This is a genomic window from Halovibrio sp. HP20-59, assembly GCF_033052795.2.
Lineage (GTDB): Bacteria > Pseudomonadota > Gammaproteobacteria > Pseudomonadales > Halomonadaceae > Vreelandella.
In genome coordinates this window covers 367,090-390,090 of record NZ_JAWJUW020000002.1, presented here as the reverse complement: position 1 = coordinate 390,090, position 23,001 = coordinate 367,090, and the positions used below count along the sequence as shown (strand labels likewise).

Annotated in this window: 20 protein-coding genes; 11 read left to right on the top strand and 9 right to left on the bottom strand. The window is 54.8% G+C overall.

Annotation, left to right across the window (positions count from 1 at the left end):
* Positions 1 to 24: 24 nt before the first annotated feature.
* From RZA33_RS03985 to RZA33_RS03950, 8 genes are all read left to right on the top strand, one after another.
* Positions 25 to 954, top strand: coding sequence for an ABC transporter substrate-binding protein (locus RZA33_RS03985; protein WP_317506550.1), 930 nt, complete (start codon positions 25 to 27; stop codon positions 952 to 954).
* A gap of 22 nt (positions 955 to 976) precedes the next feature.
* Positions 977 to 2,176, top strand: a complete 1,200-nt coding sequence (locus tag RZA33_RS03980; protein ID WP_317506549.1) for an ABC transporter permease — start codon at positions 977 to 979, stop codon at positions 2,174 to 2,176.
* Entirely contained in the window at positions 2,173 to 3,135 is a 963-nt protein-coding gene (locus RZA33_RS03975; protein WP_317506548.1) for an ABC transporter ATP-binding protein, read from the top strand. Before RZA33_RS03980 ends, RZA33_RS03975 begins: the two co-directional genes overlap by 4 nt.
* Positions 3,128 to 3,898: an ABC transporter permease gene (locus RZA33_RS03970; RefSeq protein ID WP_317506547.1), complete on the top strand. Its 771-nt coding sequence runs from the start codon at positions 3,128 to 3,130 to the stop codon at positions 3,896 to 3,898. The genes RZA33_RS03975 and RZA33_RS03970 overlap by 8 nt, the downstream gene beginning before the upstream one ends.
* Positions 3,899 to 4,066: 168 nt before the next feature.
* The gene (locus RZA33_RS03965; protein ID WP_317506597.1) at positions 4,067 to 5,269 is read left to right on the top strand and encodes a thiamine pyrophosphate-dependent dehydrogenase E1 component subunit alpha; all 1,203 of its coding nucleotides are present in this window, start codon (positions 4,067 to 4,069) and stop codon (positions 5,267 to 5,269) included.
* A gap of 1 nt (position 5,270) precedes the next feature.
* Entirely contained in the window at positions 5,271 to 6,248 is a 978-nt protein-coding gene (locus tag RZA33_RS03960) for an alpha-ketoacid dehydrogenase subunit beta (RefSeq protein WP_317506546.1), read from the top strand.
* Positions 6,249 to 6,265: 17 nt separating this feature from the next.
* On the top strand, positions 6,266 to 7,549 hold the full coding sequence (locus tag RZA33_RS03955; RefSeq protein WP_317506545.1) for a 2-oxo acid dehydrogenase subunit E2: 1,284 nt from the start codon (positions 6,266 to 6,268) through the stop codon (positions 7,547 to 7,549).
* An 11-nt stretch (positions 7,550 to 7,560) separates the two neighbouring features.
* Positions 7,561 to 9,408, top strand: coding sequence for a protein kinase domain-containing protein (locus RZA33_RS03950; protein ID WP_317506544.1), 1,848 nt, complete (start codon positions 7,561 to 7,563; stop codon positions 9,406 to 9,408).
* Between the two features lie 12 nt (positions 9,409 to 9,420).
* On the opposite strand, the gene RZA33_RS03945 is transcribed toward RZA33_RS03950, so the two are convergent.
* The 5 genes from RZA33_RS03945 to RZA33_RS03925 all read right to left on the bottom strand — a co-directional run bounded on the left by RZA33_RS03945 (position 9,421) and on the right by RZA33_RS03925 (position 14,720).
* Positions 9,421 to 10,047 (bottom strand): ABC-type transport auxiliary lipoprotein family protein, encoded by a 627-nt coding sequence (locus RZA33_RS03945; protein ID WP_317506543.1) that lies wholly within the window; start codon positions 10,045 to 10,047, stop codon positions 9,421 to 9,423.
* A complete protein-coding gene (locus RZA33_RS03940) occupies positions 10,044 to 10,985 on the bottom strand; it encodes an MlaD family protein (RefSeq protein WP_317506542.1) in 942 nt (313 codons plus the stop codon). The genes RZA33_RS03945 and RZA33_RS03940 overlap by 4 nt, the downstream gene beginning before the upstream one ends.
* 6 nt (positions 10,986 to 10,991) lie before the next feature.
* Positions 10,992 to 11,819, bottom strand: coding sequence for an ABC transporter ATP-binding protein (locus RZA33_RS03935; protein WP_317506541.1), 828 nt, complete (start codon positions 11,817 to 11,819; stop codon positions 10,992 to 10,994).
* Positions 11,816 to 12,931 (bottom strand): ABC transporter permease, encoded by a 1,116-nt coding sequence (locus tag RZA33_RS03930; RefSeq protein WP_317506540.1) that lies wholly within the window; start codon positions 12,929 to 12,931, stop codon positions 11,816 to 11,818. Before RZA33_RS03930 ends, RZA33_RS03935 begins: the two co-directional genes overlap by 4 nt.
* A gap of 79 nt (positions 12,932 to 13,010) precedes the next feature.
* The gene (locus RZA33_RS03925; protein ID WP_317506539.1) at positions 13,011 to 14,720 is read right to left on the bottom strand and encodes a SulP family inorganic anion transporter; all 1,710 of its coding nucleotides are present in this window, start codon (positions 14,718 to 14,720) and stop codon (positions 13,011 to 13,013) included.
* A 247-nt stretch (positions 14,721 to 14,967) separates the two neighbouring features.
* Here RZA33_RS03925 and RZA33_RS03920 point away from each other — a divergent pair, with 247 nt between their 5' ends.
* Positions 14,968 to 16,617, top strand: coding sequence for a methyl-accepting chemotaxis protein (locus tag RZA33_RS03920; RefSeq protein WP_317506538.1), 1,650 nt, complete (start codon positions 14,968 to 14,970; stop codon positions 16,615 to 16,617).
* Here RZA33_RS03920 and rarD read toward each other — a convergent pair.
* Positions 16,588 to 17,496: an EamA family transporter RarD gene (gene rarD / locus RZA33_RS03915; RefSeq protein ID WP_317506537.1), complete on the bottom strand. Its 909-nt coding sequence runs from the start codon at positions 17,494 to 17,496 to the stop codon at positions 16,588 to 16,590. The two genes, RZA33_RS03920 and rarD, sit on opposite strands and share 30 nt — an antisense overlap.
* 73 nt (positions 17,497 to 17,569) lie before the next feature.
* Here rarD and RZA33_RS03910 point away from each other — a divergent pair, with 73 nt between their 5' ends.
* On the top strand, positions 17,570 to 18,382 hold the full coding sequence (locus tag RZA33_RS03910) for an amidohydrolase (protein WP_317506536.1): 813 nt from the start codon (positions 17,570 to 17,572) through the stop codon (positions 18,380 to 18,382).
* A gap of 2 nt (positions 18,383 to 18,384) precedes the next feature.
* Positions 18,385 to 19,089 carry a pseudouridine synthase gene (locus RZA33_RS03905; RefSeq protein ID WP_317506596.1) on the top strand — a complete coding sequence of 235 codons (705 nt, stop codon included), beginning with the start codon at positions 18,385 to 18,387 and terminating at the stop codon, positions 19,087 to 19,089.
* A gap of 120 nt (positions 19,090 to 19,209) precedes the next feature.
* On the opposite strand, the gene RZA33_RS03900 is transcribed toward RZA33_RS03905, so the two are convergent.
* From RZA33_RS03900 to RZA33_RS03890, 3 genes are read right to left on the bottom strand one after another with little or no spacing between them, the layout of a single operon-like run.
* Complete coding sequence (locus RZA33_RS03900) at positions 19,210 to 20,793, bottom strand: dipeptide ABC transporter ATP-binding protein (protein WP_317506535.1); 1,584 nt, start codon at positions 20,791 to 20,793, stop codon at positions 19,210 to 19,212.
* The gene (locus tag RZA33_RS03895) at positions 20,786 to 21,862 is read right to left on the bottom strand and encodes an ABC transporter permease (RefSeq protein ID WP_317506534.1); all 1,077 of its coding nucleotides are present in this window, start codon (positions 21,860 to 21,862) and stop codon (positions 20,786 to 20,788) included. The genes RZA33_RS03900 and RZA33_RS03895 overlap by 8 nt, the downstream gene beginning before the upstream one ends.
* Positions 21,863 to 21,864: 2 nt before the next feature.
* On the bottom strand, positions 21,865 to 22,938 hold the full coding sequence (locus tag RZA33_RS03890) for a microcin C ABC transporter permease YejB (protein ID WP_317506533.1): 1,074 nt from the start codon (positions 22,936 to 22,938) through the stop codon (positions 21,865 to 21,867).
* Between the last annotated feature and the right edge of the window lie 63 nt (positions 22,939 to 23,001).

Here is a 23,001-nt window from a genome sequence, read left to right as displayed (position 1 = left end):
AGCCAATGCACAAGGAATTTTACTATGCGCTTTTCAGCTAATTCTTTAATTGCTAAGCAGTTAATCGCTGCCTGTGCCGTATCCATTGCGGCATTTTCTCACGTCAGTGCCAACGAGCCGGTGGTGGTTTCCTCCAAAATCGACACGGAAGGGTCGGTATTGGGAGAGCTGATTATCCAAACGTTAGAGCGCCACGGTATCCCTACCGAAAACCGCCTGCAGCTAGGCGGCACTAGTGTCGTTCGCGCCGCCTTAGAAGCGGGCGAAATTGATATTTACCCTGAGTACACAGGCAATGGGGCGTTCTTTTTTGATATGACCGATAGCCCGGTATGGAATAATGCCGATCAGGCTTATGAAACTGTTCGCGAGCGTGATGCTCAGAACGACTTGATATGGCTGCAGCCTGCCAGCGCTAATAACACCTGGGCCATGAGCATTCGCGAAGAAGTCGCCGCTGAAAACGATCTGGTGAGTTTGGAAGATCTCGCCGACTACCTGGCTGACGGCGGTGAATTTAAGTTTGCTGCAAGCGCTGAGTTTGTCGAGTCTGCACAGGCGTTGCCCGCTTTCCAGGAAGCCTATGGTTTTGAGCTAAGCGATGAACAATTGCTGGTGCTCTCCGGCGGTAATACCGCCGCCACTATGCGTGCCGCTGCCCAGCAGACCAGCGGTGTCAATGCGGCCATGACCTATGGCACCGACGGCGGGTTAAGCGCGCTGGGCCTGGTCGTATTAGAGGATTCAAAAGGCGTGCAGCCGGTTTATCAGCCTGCTCCTGTGGTGCGTGAAAGCGTATTGGAAATGTATCCAGATATTGAACCGCTGCTCAACGACGTTTTCTCTAGCCTCGATTTGGTGACTCTTCAAACGCTCAACGCAGATGTTGCCGTTAACGGGCTGTCTCCATCCCAAGTGGCCAGCGACTACCTCGACAGTATTAATGGCTCTTAATGCTGGCTACTTGGGGTAATTAATGTCGCTACTGGATGCACTGCCCACCCCACGTCTTGGCTGGGAAGGGCGGCGCCCTAATGGGGTGCTTCTTAGCCTCAGTGTTGTCATGCTGGCGGCGTTTTGGTTATTTGACGTGGTTAGCATGGCGCCCAATCGTATTGTGGCCGGTACTGGGTACGGCGCGTTGGAAGCCTTTGGTTGGCCCGGTGCGCTACTTGCCACGCTGCTGCTTTCGGCTATTGGTATTTTTGCGTGGCAACCGAGCGTGCGCCACTATCGTGCGCTGCTAGCGTCGCTAGTGATCTTGTTGGCTTTGATGCCGCTAGGGTTGATGGCCAGCAGTTATTTACTCATTGATCCGGCACTTCCCCAGGCACGTTTAGGCCTGGGTGCGGCGTATTGGGTCGTCCTGTTTTTGCTGCTTTTGTGTTTAATTGAAGCTCGTTTACGTCTGAAGCTTAGCCGACTATTGCCAACGTTGTTGTTAACTGGCGTTGCGCTTATCTGGTGGCTCTGTGCTGCGCTATGGCTGGACAATCTCGCGCTGGTTCAGGAGTTCAGGGCGCGTGATGAGCAGTTTGTACGCGCTATTGGCCAGCATATAACGCTGGTAAGCATCGCTGTCAGTATTAGTGTGATAGTGGGCACGCTGCTGGCGATGTTGATGCGTCGCTATAGTCGCCTGCAAAAAGTCGCTTTTGCGCTGCTTAATTTTTTGCAAACGATTCCCAGCATAGCGCTATTCGGATTGTTGTTAGGGCCGCTCGCCTGGCTTGCTGCCAACGTGCCATTTTTAGCTCAGTTGGGCGTTAGCGGTATCGGCACGGCCCCGGCGCTCATTGCGCTCATTACCTATAGCCTGCTGCCGATGGTGCGTAATACCTATATCGCCCTTGAAGAAGTTAGCCCGGCAACGTTAGAAGCCGCTAAAGGCATGGGCATGCGCAGCGGCCAGCGTTTTTGGCAGGTCCGACTGCCATTAGCGTTGCCTGTGCTGTTGGAAGGGGTGCGGATTACCACTGTGCAGGCTATTGGGCTTACCGCGGTTGCCGCCTTGATTGGCGCTGGCGGGTTAGGCACGTTTATTTTCCAAGGCTTAGGCCAAGCCGCCATGGACATGGTGTTACTTGGCGCGCTGCCTATTCTTATGCTGGCCCTGGTGGTCGATGCAGGCTTAGGTGCCCTTGCAGAAGCGCTGCGCCCTGGAGGGATGCAATGATTGAACTTGCCCACGTGTCGAAACGATTTGGCGATGAAGCTGCGGTGGACGACATATCTCTGCACGTGCCGAAGGGCAAATTCTGCGCCCTGGTCGGCACGTCTGGCTGTGGCAAATCTACCACCTTGCGCATGATCAATCGCTTAATTGAGCACAGCGAGGGCGACATCATCCTTGATGGTCAGGCGATTGAAGCGTATGACCCAGTGAAGCTACGCCGCCGGATTGGTTATGTGATTCAGCACACCGGGTTGTTTCCCCACTGGACCGTGGCACGCAATATCGGCCTAGTGCCGCGCTTATTGAAGTGGTCGGCGGCAGAGGTTCAAGCGCGAGTCGAGGAGTTGATGAACCTATTGGGTTTGTCGGAGGGGGAATTCGGGCATAAATACCCCCACCAGCTTTCCGGGGGCCAAGCGCAGCGCGTAGGCGTCGCTAGGGCGCTAGCGGCAGATCCTGATATTTTGCTGATGGATGAACCCTTCGGCGCGCTTGATCCCATTACCCGTGAAAAACTCCAAGATGAGCTGGCTCGAATCCAGGCGAAAATGCATAAAACCGTGGTGTTTGTGACTCACGATATGGATGAAGCCCTCAAGCTAGCGGACCACTTGGTGGTGATGCGTGCAGGCCGCATCGTCCAGCAAGGCTCGCCGCTTGCGCTGCTGCAGCACCCCATTGACCCTTTTGTTGAGTCACTCTTAGGCGGGCTTGAGCGGGGTCTTAAGCAGGCGTCTTTAACGCGCGTTAAAGATCATATGACGTCTATGGGGCAAGCGTTGCCTGCGCAATCGCGTATCCCCGCCGATTTCTCGCTGCGTCAGGCGCTCTCTATGATGCTGCGCGACCATTGCGACAGGCTTACCGTCGTCGACTCGCATGATGTGCCTGTCGGTGAGCTATCGCTGCGGCGAATCATCAAGGAAGCTCAGTTGGATAAAGGAAGCGTGCGTGAATAATTCGCTAAGCGCTGCGCCATCCCGCAAACAAGCCCCGTTATGGCTGTGGCCCCTGTTGTGGGGGGCGCTGTTACTGATTAGCGTGGTCGCAATGGCGGCTGCTGAGCCGCTTTTTCGCTGGATCGAACCCGATGCACGACAGGTTGTTTACGCCCGCGCTGATTTCTACGTGCTGCTGGGTCGCCATTTGCTAGTGGTAAGTGTGGCAGCGGTCGTGACCATTTTGCTGGGTGTGTTGGCGGGGGTTTTGGTCACTCGCCAACGAGGCGGTGATTTTCTGCCGTTGGTGGCCCAGCTGGCATCGCTGGGGCAAACTTTTCCACCGGTAGCTGTGCTGGCGCTGGCGGTGCCCGCGTTAGGGTTTGGCACCTTACCGATTATTGTTGCTTTAATTCTTTATGGGCTGCTTCCCATCGTGCGTAATACGCTGACCGGCCTGCAGGGAGTCGATAGCGATATCAAAACCGCGGCCCACGCTATGGGAATGACGCCGATGCAAACCCTGCGACAGGTTGAGCTGCCATTGGCAGCCCCGGTTATTTTAGCCGGTGTGCGTACCTCGGTGACAATTAATATTGCTACGGCTGCCTTAGGGGCCACTGTAGGGGCCAGTAATCTGGGCGACCCGATTATTGCGGGCATCGTGAACGGCAATATGGCCTATGTGGTGCAAGGCGCGCTGACGATTGCCTTGCTAGCCTTGTCAGTGGATAGCTTGTTTGAAGTCTTACAACGTCAACTACGGTCGCATCTGTCTTCTTAACCTTTTTATGCTTATTAGTCTCTCTGCGTCTTAAGTCGTATCCCTAACGGCCTTGTGCTGCGTTACTGTCCCAGTAGTTGTATTGATCCATGCCAGATAAACCCACTGGCATAAACGGTTAATACCAACAACACTGCCCTCAAAAGGGGTAAAACAAGGACAATAATGATGACTCAGTACGTGCACCAGCCGGCCTTTATGACTGGCGACGAAGTTACGATCCCCACCTTTAGTCTGCTGAACCCTGAAGGCGAGCTGCATAGCGGCGCTCACGAGCCATTGCTTGAGCGTGATCACGCCCGCCGCATTTACCAGGCGATGCTGGCCACGCGTATTCTCGATGAGCGTATGATGGCGGCTCAGCGTCAGGGACGGCTCAGCTTTTATATGCAGTGCACGGGTGAAGAGGCGGCCGTGGTGGGTGCCACCGCTGCACTTAATGACGCCGATATGATCATGGCACAGTATCGCGAGCAGGGTGCCTTGATGTATCGCGGCTTCTCGATCGACGAATTTATGAATCAGCTGTTCGGTAACGAGCTGGACTATGGCAAGGGCCGCCAAATGCCGATTCATTATGGGTCTCGTAAGCTACATTACATGACGATATCGTCGCCTTTGGCCACCCAAATCCCTCAGGCAACGGGCTATGCCTACGGACAAAAGCTCGCTGGCAATGGTCACTGCACGTTGACCTTCTTTGGCGAAGGTGCGGCTTCAGAAGGTGATTTTCACGCCGCGCTGAATATGGCCGCGGTGCATCAGGTGCCGGTGATTTTCTTTTGCCGTAACAACGGCTATGCCATTTCCACCCCCGCCGTCGAGCAGTACGCCGCTGACGGTATCGCCCCGCGTGCCTTTGGCTATCGCATGCATGTGATCCGTGTGGATGGCAACGACGTATTGGCGGTGTATGAGGCGACCCGCCAAGCCCGCGAGATTGCCGTTGAGCGCAATCAGCCGGTATTGATTGAGGCCATGAGCTACCGTCTTGCCGCGCACTCCTCCTCCGATGACCCTTCCGGCTATCGCTCAAAAGATGAGGAGGAGGTGTGGCGCGCCAAAGACCCACTGCGGCGGATGCAAAAATGGCTATTGAACAAGCATTGGTGGAGCGAAGAGGAGGAAACCTCTCAACAGGAAACCCTGCGCCGTGAAGTGCTCGATACAATGAAGCGCGCAGAGAAGCGCTCATCGCCACCCTTAGATAGCCTGATTAGCGATGTATATGCAGACGTTACTCCTGAGCTACAGCGTCAGTTTGATCAGTTAAAACGCCATATTCGACGCTACCCAGAGGCTTACCCCCGCGGCGCAACGTCGTTGGACTTAGGCGTGAGCGCCGAGACTGATTCCGAGGGGGAGGCGTAATATGGCTACCATGAACATGCTTCAGGCGATTAATAACGGCCTGGATATCGCCATGGCAGAGGATGAAAAAGTCATCTGCTTTGGTGAAGATGTGGGTATTTTCGGTGGTGTCTTTCGGGCCACTAGTCACCTGCAGGAGAAGTACGGCAAAGCGCGCTGCTTTAACACACCCTTGGTTGAACAGGGGATTATTGGCTTTGCCAACGGCTTGGCGGCTCAAGGCTCGGTGCCTGTTGCCGAGATACAGTTTGCCGATTATATCTTTCCCGCCTTTGATCAAATCGTTAACGAAACCGCCAAGTTCCGCTATCGCTCCGGCGATCTATTTAACGTAGGCGGGTTGACCATCCGCACCCCTTACGGTGGCGGTATCGCCGGTGGCCTCTATCACTCTCAATCACCCGAAGCTTATTTTACCCATACGCCTGGTTTGAAAGTGGTGGTGCCGCGCAACCCCTATCAGGCCAAAGGGCTACTGCTTGCCGCTATTCGCGACCCGGACCCGGTGCTTTTTCTGGAGCCTAAGCGTCTTTATCGCGCTTCGGTAGGCGACGTGCCCGAAGAGGATTACCAGCTTCCCATTGGCGAAGCCGAAATTACCAAAGAGGGCACGGATATTACCGTGGTGGGCTGGGGTGCGCAGATGGAGGTAATCGGCAAAGCGGTTGAGCTAGCCGAGGAGCAGGGCATTGCCTGTGAAGTCATTGACCTGAGAACACTGTTGCCTTGGGATGCTGACACTGTCGTTGAATCGGTGCTTAAGACCGGCCGTTTAGTGGTTAGCCACGAAGCGCCACTAACCGGCGGCTTTGCGGGCGAAATTGCCGCCACGATTCAAGAGCGTTGTTTTCTCTACCTGGAATCGCCGATTACAAGGGTGACGGGGCTTGATACGCCTTTCCCACTAGTGCTGGAAAAAGAGTATCTGCCCGATCACCTGAAGATTTTTGAAGCGATTCGCGAAAGCGTCAACTTTTAGCGCTGAGGAGAACAACAATGAGTGATTTTTTACTGCCGGATATTGGCGAAGGCATCGTCGAGTGCGAAGTCGTCGAATGGCGTGTCGCTGAAGGCGATAAAATTGAAGAAGACCAGCCCATCGTTGAAGTCATGACCGACAAAGCGTTGGTTGAAATCACTGCTCCCGAGGCGGGGGTAGTGACGAAGCTTTATGTCGCCCAGGGGCAGATTGCTAAGGTTCACGCGCCGCTATACGCCTACCAAGCGAGTGGGGGTAACGACACCGACGAACAAGTCGGCAGCCAAGCCAGCAACAAAAAAAGCGAGACCGAGCCAGAATCTGCACAGTCGAGCGCCAATAAAAGGCCAAGAGAGCAGCCGCAAGCACTCGACGTTGTTTCGGGTCACATAAATGACAAAGTCCCGGCAAGCCCCGCGGTTAGACGTTTAGTCCGCGAGCATTGTTTAAAGCTTTCAGACATTGCTGGCAGCGGCAAAGAGGGCCGGGTGCTAAAAGAGGATGTGCTGGCGCACCTTGACCAAACATCGCAATCTTCGGCCCTACCCAGCCAGGAACCTGGCCAAACCGTGCTCAAAGCCCCGGCCGAAAGCCAGGCGCCACGAGTTGAACCGCTACGCGGTGTTCGCGCTGTTATGGCCAAGCGCATGGTCGAAGCAGCCAGCACCATTCCGCACTTTCACTATGGCGAAGAGATTGATGTCACGGCGTTGTTGGCGCTACGAGTGCGCTTAAAGCCACTGGCGGAAGCCAAAGGTGAGCGGCTCACGTTGATGCCGTTTTTTATGAAAGCCCTTGCGCTGGCGGTGGGCGAAGAGCCCATTATGAATGCCCAGTTAAATGCGGCGGGCGATGCGCTGCATTACTATCCTCAGTGCAATATTGGTATGGCGGTGGATAGCGCCGCCGGTTTGATGGTGCCTAATATCAAAGGCGTTGAACGCTTAACGTTGTTAGAAATTGCTCGCGAGGTTGGGCGATTAACTAACGCCGCGAGAGATGGGCGCGTTGATCAGGCGGATCTCAAAGGCGGTACTATCAGTGTCTCCAATATTGGCGCCTTGGGCGGTACCTACGCAGCACCGATTATCAACGCCCCGGAAGGCGCGATTGTCGCTATTGGCAAGACCCAGTGGTTGCCGCGGTTTGATGAACAGGGCGAAGTGCAGCGCCGCGCGATTATGACGATTACCTGGGCGGGAGATCACCGTTTTATCGATGGTGGCACCATCGCGCGCTTCTGTAATGCCTGGAAGGGCTTTCTGGAAGCCCCAGAAACCATGCTGCTCCACTTGGGCTAGCAAGGCGACTTATGTCCCAGGCACCGCTTCAGCAGTTTTACATACCCGAAGAGCAGTCGGTCTATCTGCTCAGTCATCACGATGCCCGTAAACTTAAAGACTGGGTGGCGCTGTGCCAGGCGCAGCTTACCCAGTTGGGCTATCGAGATATTGAGCTTATCGGTAAAGGTGCCTATGGCTTTGTGTTTGCTGGCAGCACCGCATGCCAAGATTATGTCTTTAAATTCTCGCGTATTACGTTACCCCCGCATTTGCAGGAACGTCTCGAAGAGGAGGCGTTCATGCTCGACCAGGTCTCGCACCCGCGAATCCCAAGCCTGATCGCCTACCAGCGCTCCCGGGGGCAATCAATCCTGGTGATGGAGAGAGCCCCCGGCAGTAATCTAGAGCAGGTCTCGCTTGAACAGGGGCGTTTGGCGCCCCGGCTCGTCATGCGTGTCGCCGCACAGTTGGCGGATATTCTTGCCGCTTTGCGCCGTGAGTCAGGCCCCCAGAGCCGCCCGGTGGTGCATGGCGATATTAAGCCCTCCAATTTAGTCTTTGATCCTGAATCTGAATCTATCGCACTTATCGACTGGGGCTCATCGGTATTTGCTCAGCTAGACGCTCAGCTGCAGTTTGTGGGCGCCAATGTGATGGAGCTAATGTCGGATAATCTGCAGCAAACCAATGCCCGCCTGGGGGACGTTTATTTTATTGGCGAAGAGCAGTTAAACGGCGCGCTGTCTTCGCCACGATTTGACGAGCAAGGGGCCGCAGGGACCCTTTATGCGCTGGCGTCGGCGCAATCCTGCCGATTTGGCCACCGGGCCATTCCTGCTTGCTCACTTGGGCTGCCGATGGAGTTTGCGCGCACCCTGGATGGTATGCTCGACCCCGACCCTCAAGTGCGCCGCAAAGCTGGCGACTACTTTTTATCCAACATGCCACGCATGGGCAAAGTGGTGATGATTGATCTGCCTGCATCGCTCAATGTGCCGCTAGTCCCGGTATGGGCTCGCCCTACACATCAGGAGATTGATACCGTGGTGTATAGCTCGCGCAAAGCCTTTCTGCGCGAAGCCTTTTCACAGGAAAAACATGCCCAAGAAACCCTCAACGACGTCAACGACGTGCAGTTGGATCGCTACTACAAACAGTTTATGCAGGGGATGGGGGAAACCGAAAAGGCCTTTTTGGCATCGGTGAGTCGCCTGGGTAAGTACCGGGTGGTAGGGGGCTTGGCGGTGCGCTGGGAGCGTGAAGGGGTATATATTGATTCATCGTTAAATTTACACGACCCGGCGATGAAGCCTGCTTTTATCGAAGCGGTGAATAACATGGTGCATCTGGCGCGAGCGATTCATCGCCAAGGGGTATTTAAAAGCTGCCTGTTTAACGCGCGCCAAACCCTCCATATTGAGCGTGCATCAGCAGACGAACCGTTTGTCAGTGACGCGAAGATGGCGATTGGCTATGAACTAAGCGTGGTATCGGAGCTTGAGAATCGTACCCGTCAGCACAGCTACTTCGAAGACGGCCCCGACCCAGAAGAGTTGCTGGTACTGCCGGATGCCATTATGCAGGCGCTGCAACAGCTCAACGCTATTCATCATACCGGGATGATCATCTTTGAGGCGTTCCCTCGGCACCTCAAAATCCATAGCTACTACCGCCTGCTGGATCCCGCGAGCGAGAAAGCGTTTCGCACGCTGCTGGCGCGCATCCTCACTTCGGTAAGCCAAATAGAGGGCTTGGGCGTGTCGGGCTACATGAAAATGCCCTATAAGGACACGCGCTACTTCACTCATCTTGAAAGCCAGCCGGAACGCTACTACCCCCGCGACCCCCGGGCGTACATTAAAAAATTACCCAGCTAAAAAGAAAGATATTTATTGGCTCGCTGTGTCTATCAGCGTTGACTGGGTGGCTAACCAGTTGGCCAGCTGCTCAGTCAGCTCATCACTGGCGCGGCCAAAGGCTTCTACGACATCGGCTATCTCAACACTGCTGGCTTGCGAGCGGGCGCTGAGGCTGTGTGCCGCTAGTGGCTTACGGCTTTGAGCTTCGATCAACTGTACGTCTAATGCTATCTTAGCGCTTGGTAGCCCATTATCGTATTCGCTTTGAAAGTGGCGCAGCTCACTCAGTATCAGCAGTTCATGGGGCAAGCGGTCGCTACCCACGCTGGCAAATAGTTGGCTCTGCTGTAAACCGTTAATCAAGCGTGCCTGGAGTAGATCAGGGGCATTCTCGCTCCAGCGGGCACTCTCGTACACATTGACAATATTACGCTCTGGATAAACCACAATCCGGTTGCTACTGAGAAGGTGTCCCGCTTCCGGGGCGGCAACGCCGAGGCGTTGGCTGGCACTGTTTGATGAGGTAGCTACAGACGGTAAGTCACTTGCAGGCAAGCGGTAAAGCGTGGCTGGTTCGCTGTCGGGCAGTATTGAACAGCCACTGCTAAGTAATAGTGCAGCACTGAGGATGGCGATAGTAGTAAGACGAAAACTCATGGGCGAAACTCCTCTACCTGATCACGGCCCAGGAAAAAGTCGGTTGGGCTCTCTTCCAGCTGGCGGGTAATACGATCCAGTGTATCGAGCGTGGAGCGCAAGGAAGACAGCGCCGGGGCGATATCCTGCGCGCCCTGCAGGCTGCCCTCAATGGCGCCGGCGTTGGTCTCGACTAACTGTTCAATACGCTGGGCAGTACGCGCGACATCGCGACTGGCTTCGGCGGTGCTTTGCAGCACAAGTCGGCCATCTTGACGCAGTAACTGTGTTGCTTCCTGGCTGAGCTCATCGATGCTGGCGAGGGTAGTCGTTGCCTGGCGAGACACCTCACCAAAAAGCGCCATGTTTTGGCTTAAAGCTTCCTGCTGGGTGGCAACCATATCAGTGATCTGGGCAATATTAGTCAGAATATTGCCTGCCTGCTCGCGGTTATTGTCGTCAAACAGCTGGTTAACGCTAATTAGAATTGAATTGATGTTTTTGATCACTTCTTCGCTTTCATCGAACAGCGTCGCGATGGGCGAAGGGTCTGCCTGAATAAATGGCGCCTCCATATCGGTTTGGTCAATCAGCAGTGGGGCTTCAGGAGTGCCGCCGTAAAGTTGCACGGACATGCTCCCAGTGATGCTGGTAATGGCCAGCTTAGCGCGAGTGTCCGATTTTATTGGCGTATCGTCGTAGACTTGAATACTGGCAATGACTTGGCGTGGGTCTTCAGGGTTTAGGGTCAACTCGGTGACATCGCCGACTTCTATGCCGTTGTACTGTACCGTGCTGCCTTCTGATAAACCGCTAACGCTGCGTTCGAAAAGGATGCGATAGGGATGGTAACTGCGCTCGCCCGCCGCATAGCTCATCCATAGCGCAAACAGCAGTGCCGCGGCGGCGGTACCCAAGGTGAATAGACCAATTAACACATGATGCGCGCGGGTTTCCATCTGCTGTCACTCCTGGAGGTTAGTGATCGTTGGCAAGGCGTTATGCGCGCGTTGAGCGGCTCGCCCGCGAGGCCCATGAAAGTAGTCTTGAATCCATTCGTCCTGGGTTTCAGCCACCCTGTCGATAGTGTCTACTACTAAAACGCGTTTTTGCGACAGCACCGCTACCCGGTCACAGGCGGCATATAGGGTATCCAGGTCGTGAGTCACCAGAAAAACGCTAAAACCTAACGCATCACGGAGCGTTACCAGCAGTTGATCAAAGGCGGCTGCGCCAATAGGATCAAGGCCCGCCGTGGGTTCATCGAGAAAAAGAATATCAGGGTCAAGCGCTAAGGCTCGGGCCAGAGCGGCGCGCTTGACCATGCCGCCAGAGAGCGATTCAGGAAATTGCAAGGCTGCCTCTGGAGGCAGGCCTACCAGCGCCAGTTTCACCCTAGCGAGGTGTTCGGCGTCTTCCCTCGGTAAGTTAGCGAGCTCAATCAGCGGCAGCGCAACGTTCTCCTGCAGGTTCAGCGAGCTAAATAGCGCGCCGCGTTGAAACAGCACCCCAAAGCGACGCTCTATTTGGCTGCGCTCTGCCTCGCTAAGCGCATTCAGCGTGGTGCCCAACACCTCTACTGTGCCGCCGTCAGGGCGTTTCAAGCCAACGATACTGCGCAAAAGTACCGATTTTCCTGTGCCGGAGCCGCCCACGACGCCAAGGATTTCTCCCTGCTCAAGGCTCAAATCTAAGTCTTGGTGTACTACCACAGGTCCAAAGCGATTAACCAGTCCGCGTACGTTAATCACCGGCGGATTGTGTGGCGTGACAGGCTTATCTGAATGCGTCACCAGCCCATCTCCATAAAGAACAGCGCGGCTAACGCGTCGATAAGAATCACCATAAAAATTGACTGAACCACGCTGGAGGTAGTGTGTTCGCCGACGGACTGAGCGCTGCCGCTGACCTTAAAGCCTTCAAGACAGCCGATAACAGCAATCACAAAGGCAAACACCGGTGCCTTGCTTAGCCCCACCAAAAAGTGCATCACTGAGACGTCTTTTTGTAGCGTTGCAATAAACTGGCCCAGCGAAATATCCAGTGACAGTGACGACACCATGGCACCGCCCGCTAAGCCACTGAGCATGCCTACAAAAGCGAGCAGCGGCAGGCTAATCAGCATTGCCATCACGCGGGGCAGCACCAATAGTTCAATGGGGTCCAGCCCCTGTGCCTGCAGGGCATCTATTTCTTCGTTGGATTTCATGGCGCCAATCTGGGCGGTAAAGGCGCTGGCGGTTCGTCCCGCGAGCAGTATCGCAGCCAGCAGAACGCCAAACTCTCGTAAAAAAGAAAACGCAACAAGATCAATGGTATAAATTGTGGCGCCAAAATCCTGAAGCACGGTGGCGCCCAGGAAGGCCACAACGGCGCCGACCATAAAGGTTAATAAGGCGACGATCGGCACGGCGTTAAGGCCGCTCTGCTGAATATGGGCAACGCTGGCGGTTACCCGCCAGCGGCGTGGCTGCCATACCAGATAGAAGAGGGTGGCAATCACCAGGCCGATAAATGCCAGCAGCTGACGCTGTTGCGCCCATAGCCCCGCCATGTATTGGCCAATGTCGGCAAGCGCTTGGTTGATACGCGAATAGGCGGGCGGCTCAACGTTGAGGGGCACTTGCATTGCCTCGGCAATACGTATGAGCAGAGCCTGCTGCACTTTAGGCAGCTCCGTTGCCCATATAGATACCGAATGGGCTTTTTCGATGCCGATAAGCTCGACAATAAGAACAGCGCCCGCGGTGTCGAGCCGGGTGACTGCTGCCAACGAAATAGCACCTGTCGCTTGACTGATGTGTTGCTGGCGAAGCTCGGCTTTGATGCACTGATAATTGGCAAGTGTCCACTCCCCCTGCAACGTCAGTGACTCATCATGGCGTGCTATCCACTCACTTGGCATCCCAACTCCTTGGCGCTCTTGGTATCGATGCGCTTGTTTAGAAGTCTATGATGCATTCAAACGAGCGTTAGTTAAAGCTTCAAGTGCGCTCAGAAAATTCACGCCAAGCGGCATAAGTACTTAGAAATACCCGTCCGGTCAGCGCCTCTAGAAAGTCACTTTTCTTGAGCTGATCCATCACCGGCCCTTTGACCTCGGATAAATGCAATTTTACATCGGAGTCTTTTAAGCGTGCGTTGATCGCATCCAAGCTCTCTAGCGCCGAAGCATCAATTAGGTTGACCGCCGAACAGATCAACACAACGTGTTCCAGCTCAGGTTGACTTGCGACAAGGTTATAAACGGTGTCCTCTAAATAACGCGCGTTGGCAAAATAGAGGCTCTCGTCGATACGCAGAAGCGCCACATTGTTAACCGTTTCCACATCGTGACGTTCTGTGTTGCGAAAATGCTCGGTGTCAGGAACGCGGCCTACCAGCGCGCTGTGGGGGCGGCTGGTGCGGTATAAAAAAAGCGCGATAGACAGGGTAACGCCGCTGATAATGCCAGCTTCAACCCCTTCGCATAGCGTCAGTAGAATGGTCACGGCCATGGCGGCAAAGTCGCTGCGCGAATAGCGCCATGTTTGACGCAACATGGGGATATCCACCAGCGTCAAAATAGACACGGTAATGGTAGCGGCCAGCGTGGCAATGGGCAGGTAGTAAAGCCAGCCGGTAAATGACAGGGTGATGAGCGCGATACCCAGCGCGGCAAAAGCGCCCGCGGCGGGTGTTTGGGCGCCCGCATCGTAGTTGATCACCGTGCGCGAAAGCCCGCCCGTAACCGGCATACCACTAGACAAACCGGCGGCAAAGTTGCTGGCACCCAGACCGATCAATTCTTGATTGGGTGAAATGCGTTGACGTCGCTTCGCCGCCAGCATCTGCCCCATGGAGACCGACTCCACAAAGCCGACCAGGCTAATCAGCAGCGCAGGGATTAGCAGTGCCCGCCACAGCGAGTAGTCTCCCCAAGGAAAACTTAACGCGGGCAACCCACTGGGAACCTGTCCCACAACGCCGACGCCTTTATCGGCCAACTGCCAGTGCCAGGTCACTAGGGTGGTAATCATTACTGCAAAGACTGGCCCCGCTTTTGCGATCAGGTCCGCCAGGGTGCTTGGTAGGCCCATCTTGTGCAGGGTGGCTTTGCCGTGGCGTCGCATAGCAATCAAAAACACGAGTGTAGCGCTGCCGATCAAAAGCGTAGGCAAGTTGAAGGTGGTTAAGTTGGGTATCAGCGTCACGAGGCGCTCGACAAGGGTGAAGCCACTACTCTCAACCCCCAGCAAACTGCCCAACTGGCTAGCCGCTATTAAAATGCCTGACGCCGTTAAAAAGCCCGAAATGACTGGGTGGCTGAGAAAATTACTAAAAAAGCCCATTTTCATTAATCCCATCGCCACAAGCATGCCGCCAGAAAGCAGTGAGAGAATTAGCGCCGCCTGTAAATAGGTGTCTGTACCGGGCAGAGCGACAGAGGAGAGTGCCGCACCGGTCATCAGGGCAATAATAGCGACGGGGCCTACCGCTAACGTTCGGCTAGTACCAAACAGCGTGTAGATTAGCTGGGGAAGAATACTGGCATACAGCCCGACCACTGCAGGTAGGCCGGCGAGCAGCGCATAGGCAAGCGACTGGGGGATGACCATTACCGTGACGATCAACCCGGCTAATAGGTCAGCGCCCAATAGGCGTTTATGGTAGTGGGGCAACCACGTCAAAATGGGCAAGTAGCGCTTAAGCATGGGGTCCAGTGGTTTTATGGCTAAGCAGTGAGGGTAAGTGATAATTCATTTTGTGTCAGTGCTTATATTTACTGGTCCTTCAATACATATGTGATGGGCAAGAGCTTTTGCACAACATTCATCTTCCCCTCCCAAAGTGCTAGTTATTTAAAACGTATAACCCGTTAAGCTTATGAACAAAGGAAAGTTAATTATACTTTCTGCAGGGTAATCATTAATCAATAATGTCAATAAAAGAGATCACCTTATGCGCATAATGCTGATGCTGGTTCCATTATTGTTGTTGGTACTGTCGGTTGTACTCGTCACCCAAGGTGGCCTCTGGGGTTATGCCGCATTGGTGAGTGCTGCTTGCGGCGGTGGGGCTATGTTGTTGAGCGCCTTTGAGAGCGTGCACCGCGCCGGTCAGCGCCGCCTTGAACAGCACCAGCGTGGCGTCAAGTCACTGCGTGATTACCGTTCACTGCGTGCCATGGCCTACCGGTTAATGAAACGTGCTAGTAGCACCGCGATTGCCTCGGCTGAAGTGTCGCACTACGCCGATCTGATGGATCAACGCCTTTCCAAGCAAGAGGCCATGGCCCGTGAGGCTTCATCAAGTATGACGGCGATTAATGCAGCCATTATGCAGGTCAGCGCCAGCGCCAGCCAAGTGGCGGCGTTGGCAGAGAACGCCCGGGAAGCCAGCCATCATAACCATGCCGAACTTGACGAAATTATTCAGGACATGAGCGACGTTGCCGACCGCTCGAATCAAGCGCTTGAAATGCTCACCGCGCTGAATGAGAAAATTGAGCGGGTGCGTAATGTGACCTCAATGATTGAGGGGATTGCCGAACAGACCCATCTGCTGTCGCTCAACGCGTCGATTGAAGCGGCCCGAGCGGGTGAACACGGGCGAGGATTTGCAGTGGTCGCTGGTGAAGTGCGCAACCTGGCACTCAAGACCTCTACCGCGACGCAAAGCGTCGATGAGTTAGTGAAGGATATGCATCAGAGCGGTCAATCGGTGGTCGCCACGATGGGCCATTTAATGACCCGGATAAGCGAGCGTTCCAAAGGCTTGCAAGTGGTCGGCAACAGTCTGGGTACAATGACCCAAGAGTTCGACCAAGTGCAGAGCGAAATTACCCGCGTTGCTGATGCGATGGAGAACACTCGCCAGCATAGTCAAACCGTGGCGGACGGCTTGAGCCAGTTGGAGGACGATGTCGATGAAGGCAATCGCAACATGCACGATTTGGCGGAGCAGGCGCGATCACTCATGGAGGCCGCGGAAGGGGTCGACGGTGAACTGGCGCAGCAGCATTTAGAAGGGCGTCACCAGCAAGTGTTCCATGCTGCGCGGTCAACCGCTGATAAGCTGGGCAAGCTATTTGAAAAAGCCATCGCCAGTGGCGAGCTTTCAGGCACTGCACTTTTCCAGCCCCAGTATGAACAAATTCCCGGGACTCAGCCACCGCAGTATAAAACCGGCTTTGATAGTTTCACAGACAGGTATCTGCCGGATTTGCAGGAGCCTTTGCTCACGCAGCTTGGCTTAAGCTATGCCATCGCCTGCGACCGCAAGGGCTATGTGCCAACTCACAATAACGCGGTCAGCCTTGAGCCAACCGGTGACTATGCTTACGACTTGAAATTCTGCCGCAACAAACGCATTTTCGATGACCCGACCGGCAGCCGCTGCGGTGCTCATGAAAAGCCATTGCTACTGCAAACCTACAAGCGCGACACCGGCGAAATAATGCACGACCTTTCTGTACCGGTGTATGTCCAGGGCAAACACTGGGGTGGCTTTCGCGTTGGCTATCAGCCCGAGCGCGATCACTCCCTAGAGGTCATCGCTGATGCCCCGACACCGCTGGCGTTAGCTAGCCGTCGCGTAGCGCGGGCGTGACTGCCATGCCGACCACGAGTAGAGCGCGAGCCCGATCCAAATAAGCACAAAGGTCGCCAACTGGATAAGGCCTAACGGCTCGCCAAACACGCTAAGGGCGATAAGAAATTGGATGCTGGGGTTGATGTACATCAGAAATCCCAGGGTTGCCAAGCGCAGCCGTCGGGCAGCGCCGGCAAACGCCATCAGTGGTAACGCTGTGAGAGCACCACTGGCGATTAACAGACCCGTGGTCGATGTATTCTGCAAAAAGTGTGAACTGCCGTTCCAGCTTAGCCACCCTAAGGCGATAAGGCCGAGGGGGAATAGCAGCAGGGTTTCGACAAACAGTCCGGAAAGTCCGTCCAGCGGCACTTGCTTACGAAATAGCCCGTAACTGCCAAAGCTCAGCGCCAATACCAAACTAATCCATGGCAGCTCGCCGAGCATCACAAACTGGGTGGCAATGGCGATACTTGCCAAGCCCAGCGCGACCAGCTGCAGCTTTGCCATCACTTCCCGCAGTACCAGCATGCCCAGGGCAACGTTAACCAGCGGCGTTAAAAAGTACCCCAGGCTTGCCTGCAATACCTGCTTAGACTCCACTGCATAGATATAGATGCCCCAGTTGAAGGCGATCAGCAACGCGCAGGCCAATACTCGGCCCAGCCGTTTGGGCTCCCCCAGTGCGGCGACCACCGGCGGCCAGCGGCGCAATAAGGTGATTAAACCAACTAGAAATATGCATGCCCAAAGGATACGGTGAATCAAGATCTCGAACGCAGGAACGCCGTCAAACAAGGCAAAAAAAAGTGGAAAACAGCCCCACATGGTGTAGGCGGTTAACCCGAACATGACGCCTTTGACTGCTTCAGGGTCGCGTGTTGGAGTAGGAAGCATAGCAGCCTCATTATTTAAAGAGGCTAATCTATCATAAACGTGGTCGTAACACTGGTTGAATAGGAGGTGTTAAATGAGCGAACTTAGAACGAGCTTGGTCCAGTGCGATTTACGCTGGGAAGACCCGCAAGCTAACCACGCCCACCTTGAACAGCTACTGGGCGAGTTGGACAGCCGCAATACCGACCTGATTGTGTTGCCGGAAATGTTTGCCACTGGTTTCACCATGAACTCGCGTGAAATGGCCCAGCCAATGGCACAAAGCCAGAGCGTAGCCTGGTTGCAGACTCAGGCGCAGGCGCGTAACTGCGTGATGACCGGCAGTGTGGCGATCGAAGAGGGTGGCGAGTTTTATAACCGCCTGATCTGGGCGACGCCTGACGGTGAGCTCACCTATTACGACAAGCGTCACCTATTCCGGATGGCGGGCGAGCATGAACGCTACGGCATGGGCGAAGAGCGTAAAGTCGTCGAACTCAATGAGTTTAAGCTGCTACTCAGCGTTTGTTACGACTTACGCTTTCCGGTTTGGATGCGTCAGCAGCCTGCGAAAGGCGTTCATTTCGAGTATGATGTGCTGTTGTGTATCGCCAACTGGCCAGCACCACGTCGCCAACCCTGGCGCACGTTATTGCAAGCCCGGGCGGTGGAAAATTTAAGTTATGTCATTGGTGTGAATCGCGTTGGAGAAGACGCTAAGGGGCTTGCCTTCAGTGGTGATTCCTTATTAGTCGACTTTAAAGGTGAACCGCTCATTGACCACCCTGCTCATACCCCGTTTATCGAAACGGGCACGCTGGATAAAACTACCCTTGATGCTTTTCGTGAAAAATTCCCTGCCTGGCAAGATGCCGACCGTTTTGAGCTGCTGCCAGGAGTGGGTTAATGATGCGCCTTGATCGCTTTTTAAGTGAGACCTCGCCGTTAACCCGTAGCCTCGCCAAGCGAGCGCTTAAAAATGGCGAGGTGACCCTGAACGGTGAGCCGATTAAGCAGTCGGCCACTCAGATCGACACCGATAACGATGTTGTCGTGCTAAATGGCGAACGATTGGCGCTGGTCGGTTTACGCTACATTATGTTGCACAAGCCGGTCGACGTTGAATGCAACGCCCGCCGTGGGCTCTACTCACGGGCGATCGATTTAATCGATCTGCCCAAAGCCGAACGCTTACAGCCGGTAGGGCGGTTAGATGTGGATACTACCGGTCTGCTGTTGTTAACTGACGACGGCCAGTGGTCGCACCGCGTTACGTCGCCACGCCACCGCTGCGCTAAAGTCTATATCGCCGAGCTTGCCGAGCCTATGGAAGGCGCAGCAGCGGAGTGGGCGATTGGCCAAGTCGCCGACGGCTTGATGCTTGATGGCGAGGAGTCACCGACGCACCCAGCAACGCTACGGCTTTTATCGCCGACTCAAGCGGAACTCACCATTACCGAAGGGCGCTATCATCAGGTGAAGCGTATGTTTGCCGCCTTGGGTAATCACGTGAACTCACTGCACCGCAGCTCCATCGGTGATTTAGTGTTGGATGCCAACCTGGCGCCCGGCGAGTGGCGAGAATTAACGGCCGACGAAATCGCGCTTTTCTGAGTGCTTGTTTAAGGCCTTCTTTAGCCGCTCCCCAAAAATGGCGAGCGGCTTTATTTTATCTGAAAATTTATACCGTTATTTTGATTTATAAATTAATAATGCCAAGTATTGTGGCTCGATTTAGTTAACCAGGTGCGCGGCGGCAATCAGTGCTTGAGTATAAGTATGCTGTGGCGCTGAAAGAACGTCTAAGCAGGGGCCTTGTTCGACCACTTCACCATCTTTGAGCACCATAATGCGATGCGCCATGGCGCGCACAACGGCTAAATCGTGGCTAATAAACAGATAGCTAAGTTGACGTCTTGCCTGCAGGTCGCGCAGAAGCGTCACTAACTGCTTCTGTACGGTACGATCTAGCGCCGAAGTAGGTTCATCAAGCACCAAAAGTTCGGGCTCCAGAATAATCGCCCTGGCCACGGCAATACGTTGGCGCTGGCCTCCGGAAAATTCATGGGGGTAGCGGGCGGCGCAGCTCTCGGGCAGCCCAACCTCGTGTAACGTTTGTTTAACCCGCTGGGTGATCACTTCAGTGGTTAGATGAGGGTAGTGAAAACGCAGCCCTTCGCTAACGATATCAAACACCGGCATACGCGGGGAAAGGGCGCCATAAGGGTCTTGAAACACCATCTGTAAGCGGTGACGCTGACGCCGTAAGGCATCGCCGGTTAGGCTGCTGAGCGTGTCGGTTCCCAGGGTAATATCGCCTTGGCTAGTGACCAAGCGCATGATTGCCGAAGCGAGGGTAGTTTTCCCCGAGCCAGACTCACCCACAATACCGAGGGTTTCTCCGGGAGCGATATGCAGGTCGGTCGGTTGAACCGCTACAAATGCCGGCGGCTGGCGCTTGAATAAGCCGGTTTTGGGACGTTTAAAGCTCACGCTTAACTGACGCGCCGTGAGTAGCGGCGGCGCCTGCTTAATGGCCTGGGGTCTGCCCTCTGGCTCGGCGTCGAGCAGCGCTTTGGTATAATCACTTCGCGGGTGCTGAAAAACCTGTTCCACCGGGCCTATTTCCTGGATGCGGCCTTGATACATCACGCAAATGCGGTCCGCGTAACGGCGCACCAGGTTTAAGTCATGGCTGATAAACAGCATGCCCATGCCATGTTGGTCACGCAGCTCGCGCAGTAAGGCGAGAATGTCTTGCTGTACCGTGACATCCAGCGCGGTAGTGGGCTCGTCGGCAATCAGCAGCGATGGGTTATTGGCAATCGCCATGGCAATCATCACCCGCTGACGCTGCCCCCCTGAAAGCTGGTGGGGCCAAGCATTTAAAAGCTCCTCCGGGCGCGGCAGCTTAACTTGCTCCAGTAATGTTTTGCTGCGTTCCCGTGCCGCCTGACCACGTAGCCCTTGATGCAGCTGCAGCGCTTCAGCGATTTGCTTGCCGACCCGGTGCAGCGGATTAAGCGAGGTCATTGGCTCCTGGAAGATAAAGCCGACGCGATTACCGCGCACTGAGTTCCACTGGGCTTGCGTTAAGTTGGCTAGATTGGTGTCGCCCAACCAGCGCTCGCCTCGCACGGTGGCATTGCTGGGTAGCAGATTAGCCATACCCAGCGCCGATACCGGTTTACCCGAACCCGATTCACCCACGATTGCCAGGGTTTCACCCGCGTTGAGGGTGAGCGAGAGTGAGTGCACCACCGGATTGTCATCAAAAGCGATATCAAGATGCTCAATACGCAGCAGAGGATTAGGCATGTTGATTCTCCTGGGCAGGGCCTACTGGGCGCTGCTGCACGTGACGAGGGTCAAAGGCATCGCGCAAGCCCTCGCCGATAAATACCAACAGTGAGAGCATGATCGCCAGCGTCATGAACGCCGTGATGCCCAGCCAAGGGGCATGTAGATTGTTTTTCCCCTGGGCCGCCAGCTCACCTAGCGAAGGAGCACCGGGCGGTAGACCGAAGCCGAGAAAATCCAGTGCGGTCAGGGTGCCAATCGCGCCAGTAAACAAAAACGGAATAAACGTCAGCGTGGCGACCATGGCATTGGGTAGCACGTGGCGCCACATAATCAAGCGTGACGGCAAGCCCATGGCTTTGGCGGCGCGCACATACTCTAAGTTGCGCGCACGCAGAAACTCAGCGCGCACAATATCCACCAAGCCCAGCCAAGAGAACATCAGCATAATGCCCAGCAACCACCAAAAACCCGGCTGCACAAAGCTGGCTAAAATAATCAGTAAAAACAGTACCGGTAGGCCCGACCAGATTTCGGTAAACCGCTGGCCAATCAAATCAACTTTGCCGCCAAAGTAGCCTTGCACACCGCCAATGACGACGCCCATCACTAACGACCCGGCAGTCAGCACCAGGGCAAAAGCGACTGAGAGCCGGAAGCCATAAATGACTCGTGCCAGTACATCACGGCCTTGGTCATCGGTGCCCAGCCAGTGGCGGCTGTCGGGTGGCGCCGGGGAAGGGCGGGTCATGTTCATATCCAGGGTCTGGTACGAAAATGGAATGATCGGCCACAGGGCCCAGCCGTGATCGTCAATCTGTTGTTGAATAAACGGGTCTAAATAATCGGTGCGCGTGGGGAGAAATCCGTCGAACTCGGTTTCGGGGTAATCCACCAGCAATGGAACATACCACTGGCCGTCGTACTGCATCACGATGGGTTTGTCGTTGGCAATTAGCTCGGCAAACAGGCTGAGAATAAACAGCGTGGCAAACACCCATAGCGATACGCGGGCGCGGCGGTTGGCTTTAAACGCGACTAAACGGCGGCGGGTAATCGGCGATAAATGTGATGATAAAGAGGCCATTATCACGACTCCCGGGTCGAAAAGTCGATACGCGGGTCTACCCACACGTAGGTCAAATCGGAAATCAGCTTGAGGATTAAGCCGATCACGGTGTATAGGAACAGGGTGCCGAAAATCACCGGGTAATCCCGCTGCATAACCGCCTCAAAACCGAGCAGGCCCAGCCCATCCAGCGAAAAGATAACTTCGATAAGCAGCGCACCGGTGAAGAAGATGCCGATCATCGCAGCGGGTAGGCCCGCGATAATGATTAACATAGCGTTGCGAAATACGTGACCATAAAGCACCCGGCGCTCATCAGCCCCCTTGGCACGAGCGGTAATCACATACTGCTTATGAATTTCATCGAGAAAGCTGTTCTTGGTGAGCATGGTTAAGGTGGCAAAGCTGCCAATGGCCGCCGCGATCACCGGCAGGGTAATATGCCAGAAGTAGTCTTTGACTTTACCCCATGCTGAAAACTGGTCGAAGTTGGGCGAGGTCAAACCGCGTAATGGGAATAAGTCCCAGTAGGTGCCGCCGGCAAACAAAACGATCAATAGAATCGCAAACAAAAAGCCGGGGATGGCGTAGCCGACAATCACTAGTCCTGACGACCAGACGTCGAACCGGGAGCCATGACGCAGGGCTTTTTTGATGCCTAACGGGATGGAGATCAAATACACCAGCAGCGTGGTCCAAAGCCCCAGCGAAATAGACACCGGCAGTCGCTCAATCATTAGCTCGGTGACCGGTCGATCGCGGAAAAAGCTGGTGCCAAAATCAAAGGTTAGGTAATCCGCCATCATGCCGATAAAACGCTCGTGGGCGGGCTTGTCAAAACCAAACTGCTGTTCTAATTGCTCAATAAAGCGCGGGTCAATGCCTCGGGCTCCTCGGGAGTCATCGCTAACTTGGACATCGGCGCCGCCCATATCCAAGCGGGTGCTGGCCATGGCGTCAGCGCCTTCAAAACGTGCCAACATCTGATCAATCGGCCCGCCCGGCGCCGCCTGAACAATAATGAAATTGAGTAACATAATCCCGAAAAGCGTCGGAATCATTAACAACAGTCGGCGTAGGGTATAGCGTGCCACAAAGCACTCCATGGTGTATGTCGATCAAGCCGTTGACCGTGACGATGTAGCGGTCGTAATACA

Excerpts from the sequence above, each read along its gene's own strand:
- RZA33_RS03900 (WP_317506535.1), bottom strand. The coding sequence starts at position 20,793 with ATGCCTAATCCTCTGCTGCGTATTGAGCATCTTGATATCGCTTTTGAT.
- RZA33_RS03925 (WP_317506539.1), bottom strand. The coding sequence starts at position 14,720 with ATGCTTAAGCGCTACTTGCCCATTTTGACGTGGTTGCCCCACTACCAT.
- rarD (WP_317506537.1), bottom strand. The coding sequence starts at position 17,496 with ATGCTTCCTACTCCAACACGCGACCCTGAAGCAGTCAAAGGCGTCATG.
- RZA33_RS03945 (WP_317506543.1), bottom strand. The coding sequence starts at position 10,047 with ATGAGTTTTCGTCTTACTACTATCGCCATCCTCAGTGCTGCACTATTA.
- RZA33_RS03950 (WP_317506544.1), top strand. The coding sequence starts at position 7,561 with ATGTCCCAGGCACCGCTTCAGCAGTTTTACATACCCGAAGAGCAGTCG.
- RZA33_RS03965 (WP_317506597.1), top strand. The coding sequence starts at position 4,067 with ATGACTCAGTACGTGCACCAGCCGGCCTTTATGACTGGCGACGAAGTT.
- RZA33_RS03960 (WP_317506546.1), top strand. The coding sequence starts at position 5,271 with ATGGCTACCATGAACATGCTTCAGGCGATTAATAACGGCCTGGATATC.
- RZA33_RS03920 (WP_317506538.1), top strand. The coding sequence starts at position 14,968 with ATGCGCATAATGCTGATGCTGGTTCCATTATTGTTGTTGGTACTGTCG.
- RZA33_RS03895 (WP_317506534.1), bottom strand. The coding sequence starts at position 21,862 with ATGGCCTCTTTATCATCACATTTATCGCCGATTACCCGCCGCCGTTTA.
- RZA33_RS03985 (WP_317506550.1), top strand. The coding sequence starts at position 25 with ATGCGCTTTTCAGCTAATTCTTTAATTGCTAAGCAGTTAATCGCTGCC.
- RZA33_RS03910 (WP_317506536.1), top strand. The coding sequence starts at position 17,570 with ATGAGCGAACTTAGAACGAGCTTGGTCCAGTGCGATTTACGCTGGGAA.
- RZA33_RS03975 (WP_317506548.1), top strand. The coding sequence starts at position 2,173 with ATGATTGAACTTGCCCACGTGTCGAAACGATTTGGCGATGAAGCTGCG.
- RZA33_RS03980 (WP_317506549.1), top strand. The coding sequence starts at position 977 with ATGTCGCTACTGGATGCACTGCCCACCCCACGTCTTGGCTGGGAAGGG.
- RZA33_RS03940 (WP_317506542.1), bottom strand. The coding sequence starts at position 10,985 with ATGGAAACCCGCGCGCATCATGTGTTAATTGGTCTATTCACCTTGGGT.
- RZA33_RS03905 (WP_317506596.1), top strand. The coding sequence starts at position 18,385 with ATGCGCCTTGATCGCTTTTTAAGTGAGACCTCGCCGTTAACCCGTAGC.
- RZA33_RS03930 (WP_317506540.1), bottom strand. The coding sequence starts at position 12,931 with ATGCCAAGTGAGTGGATAGCACGCCATGATGAGTCACTGACGTTGCAG.
- RZA33_RS03955 (WP_317506545.1), top strand. The coding sequence starts at position 6,266 with ATGAGTGATTTTTTACTGCCGGATATTGGCGAAGGCATCGTCGAGTGC.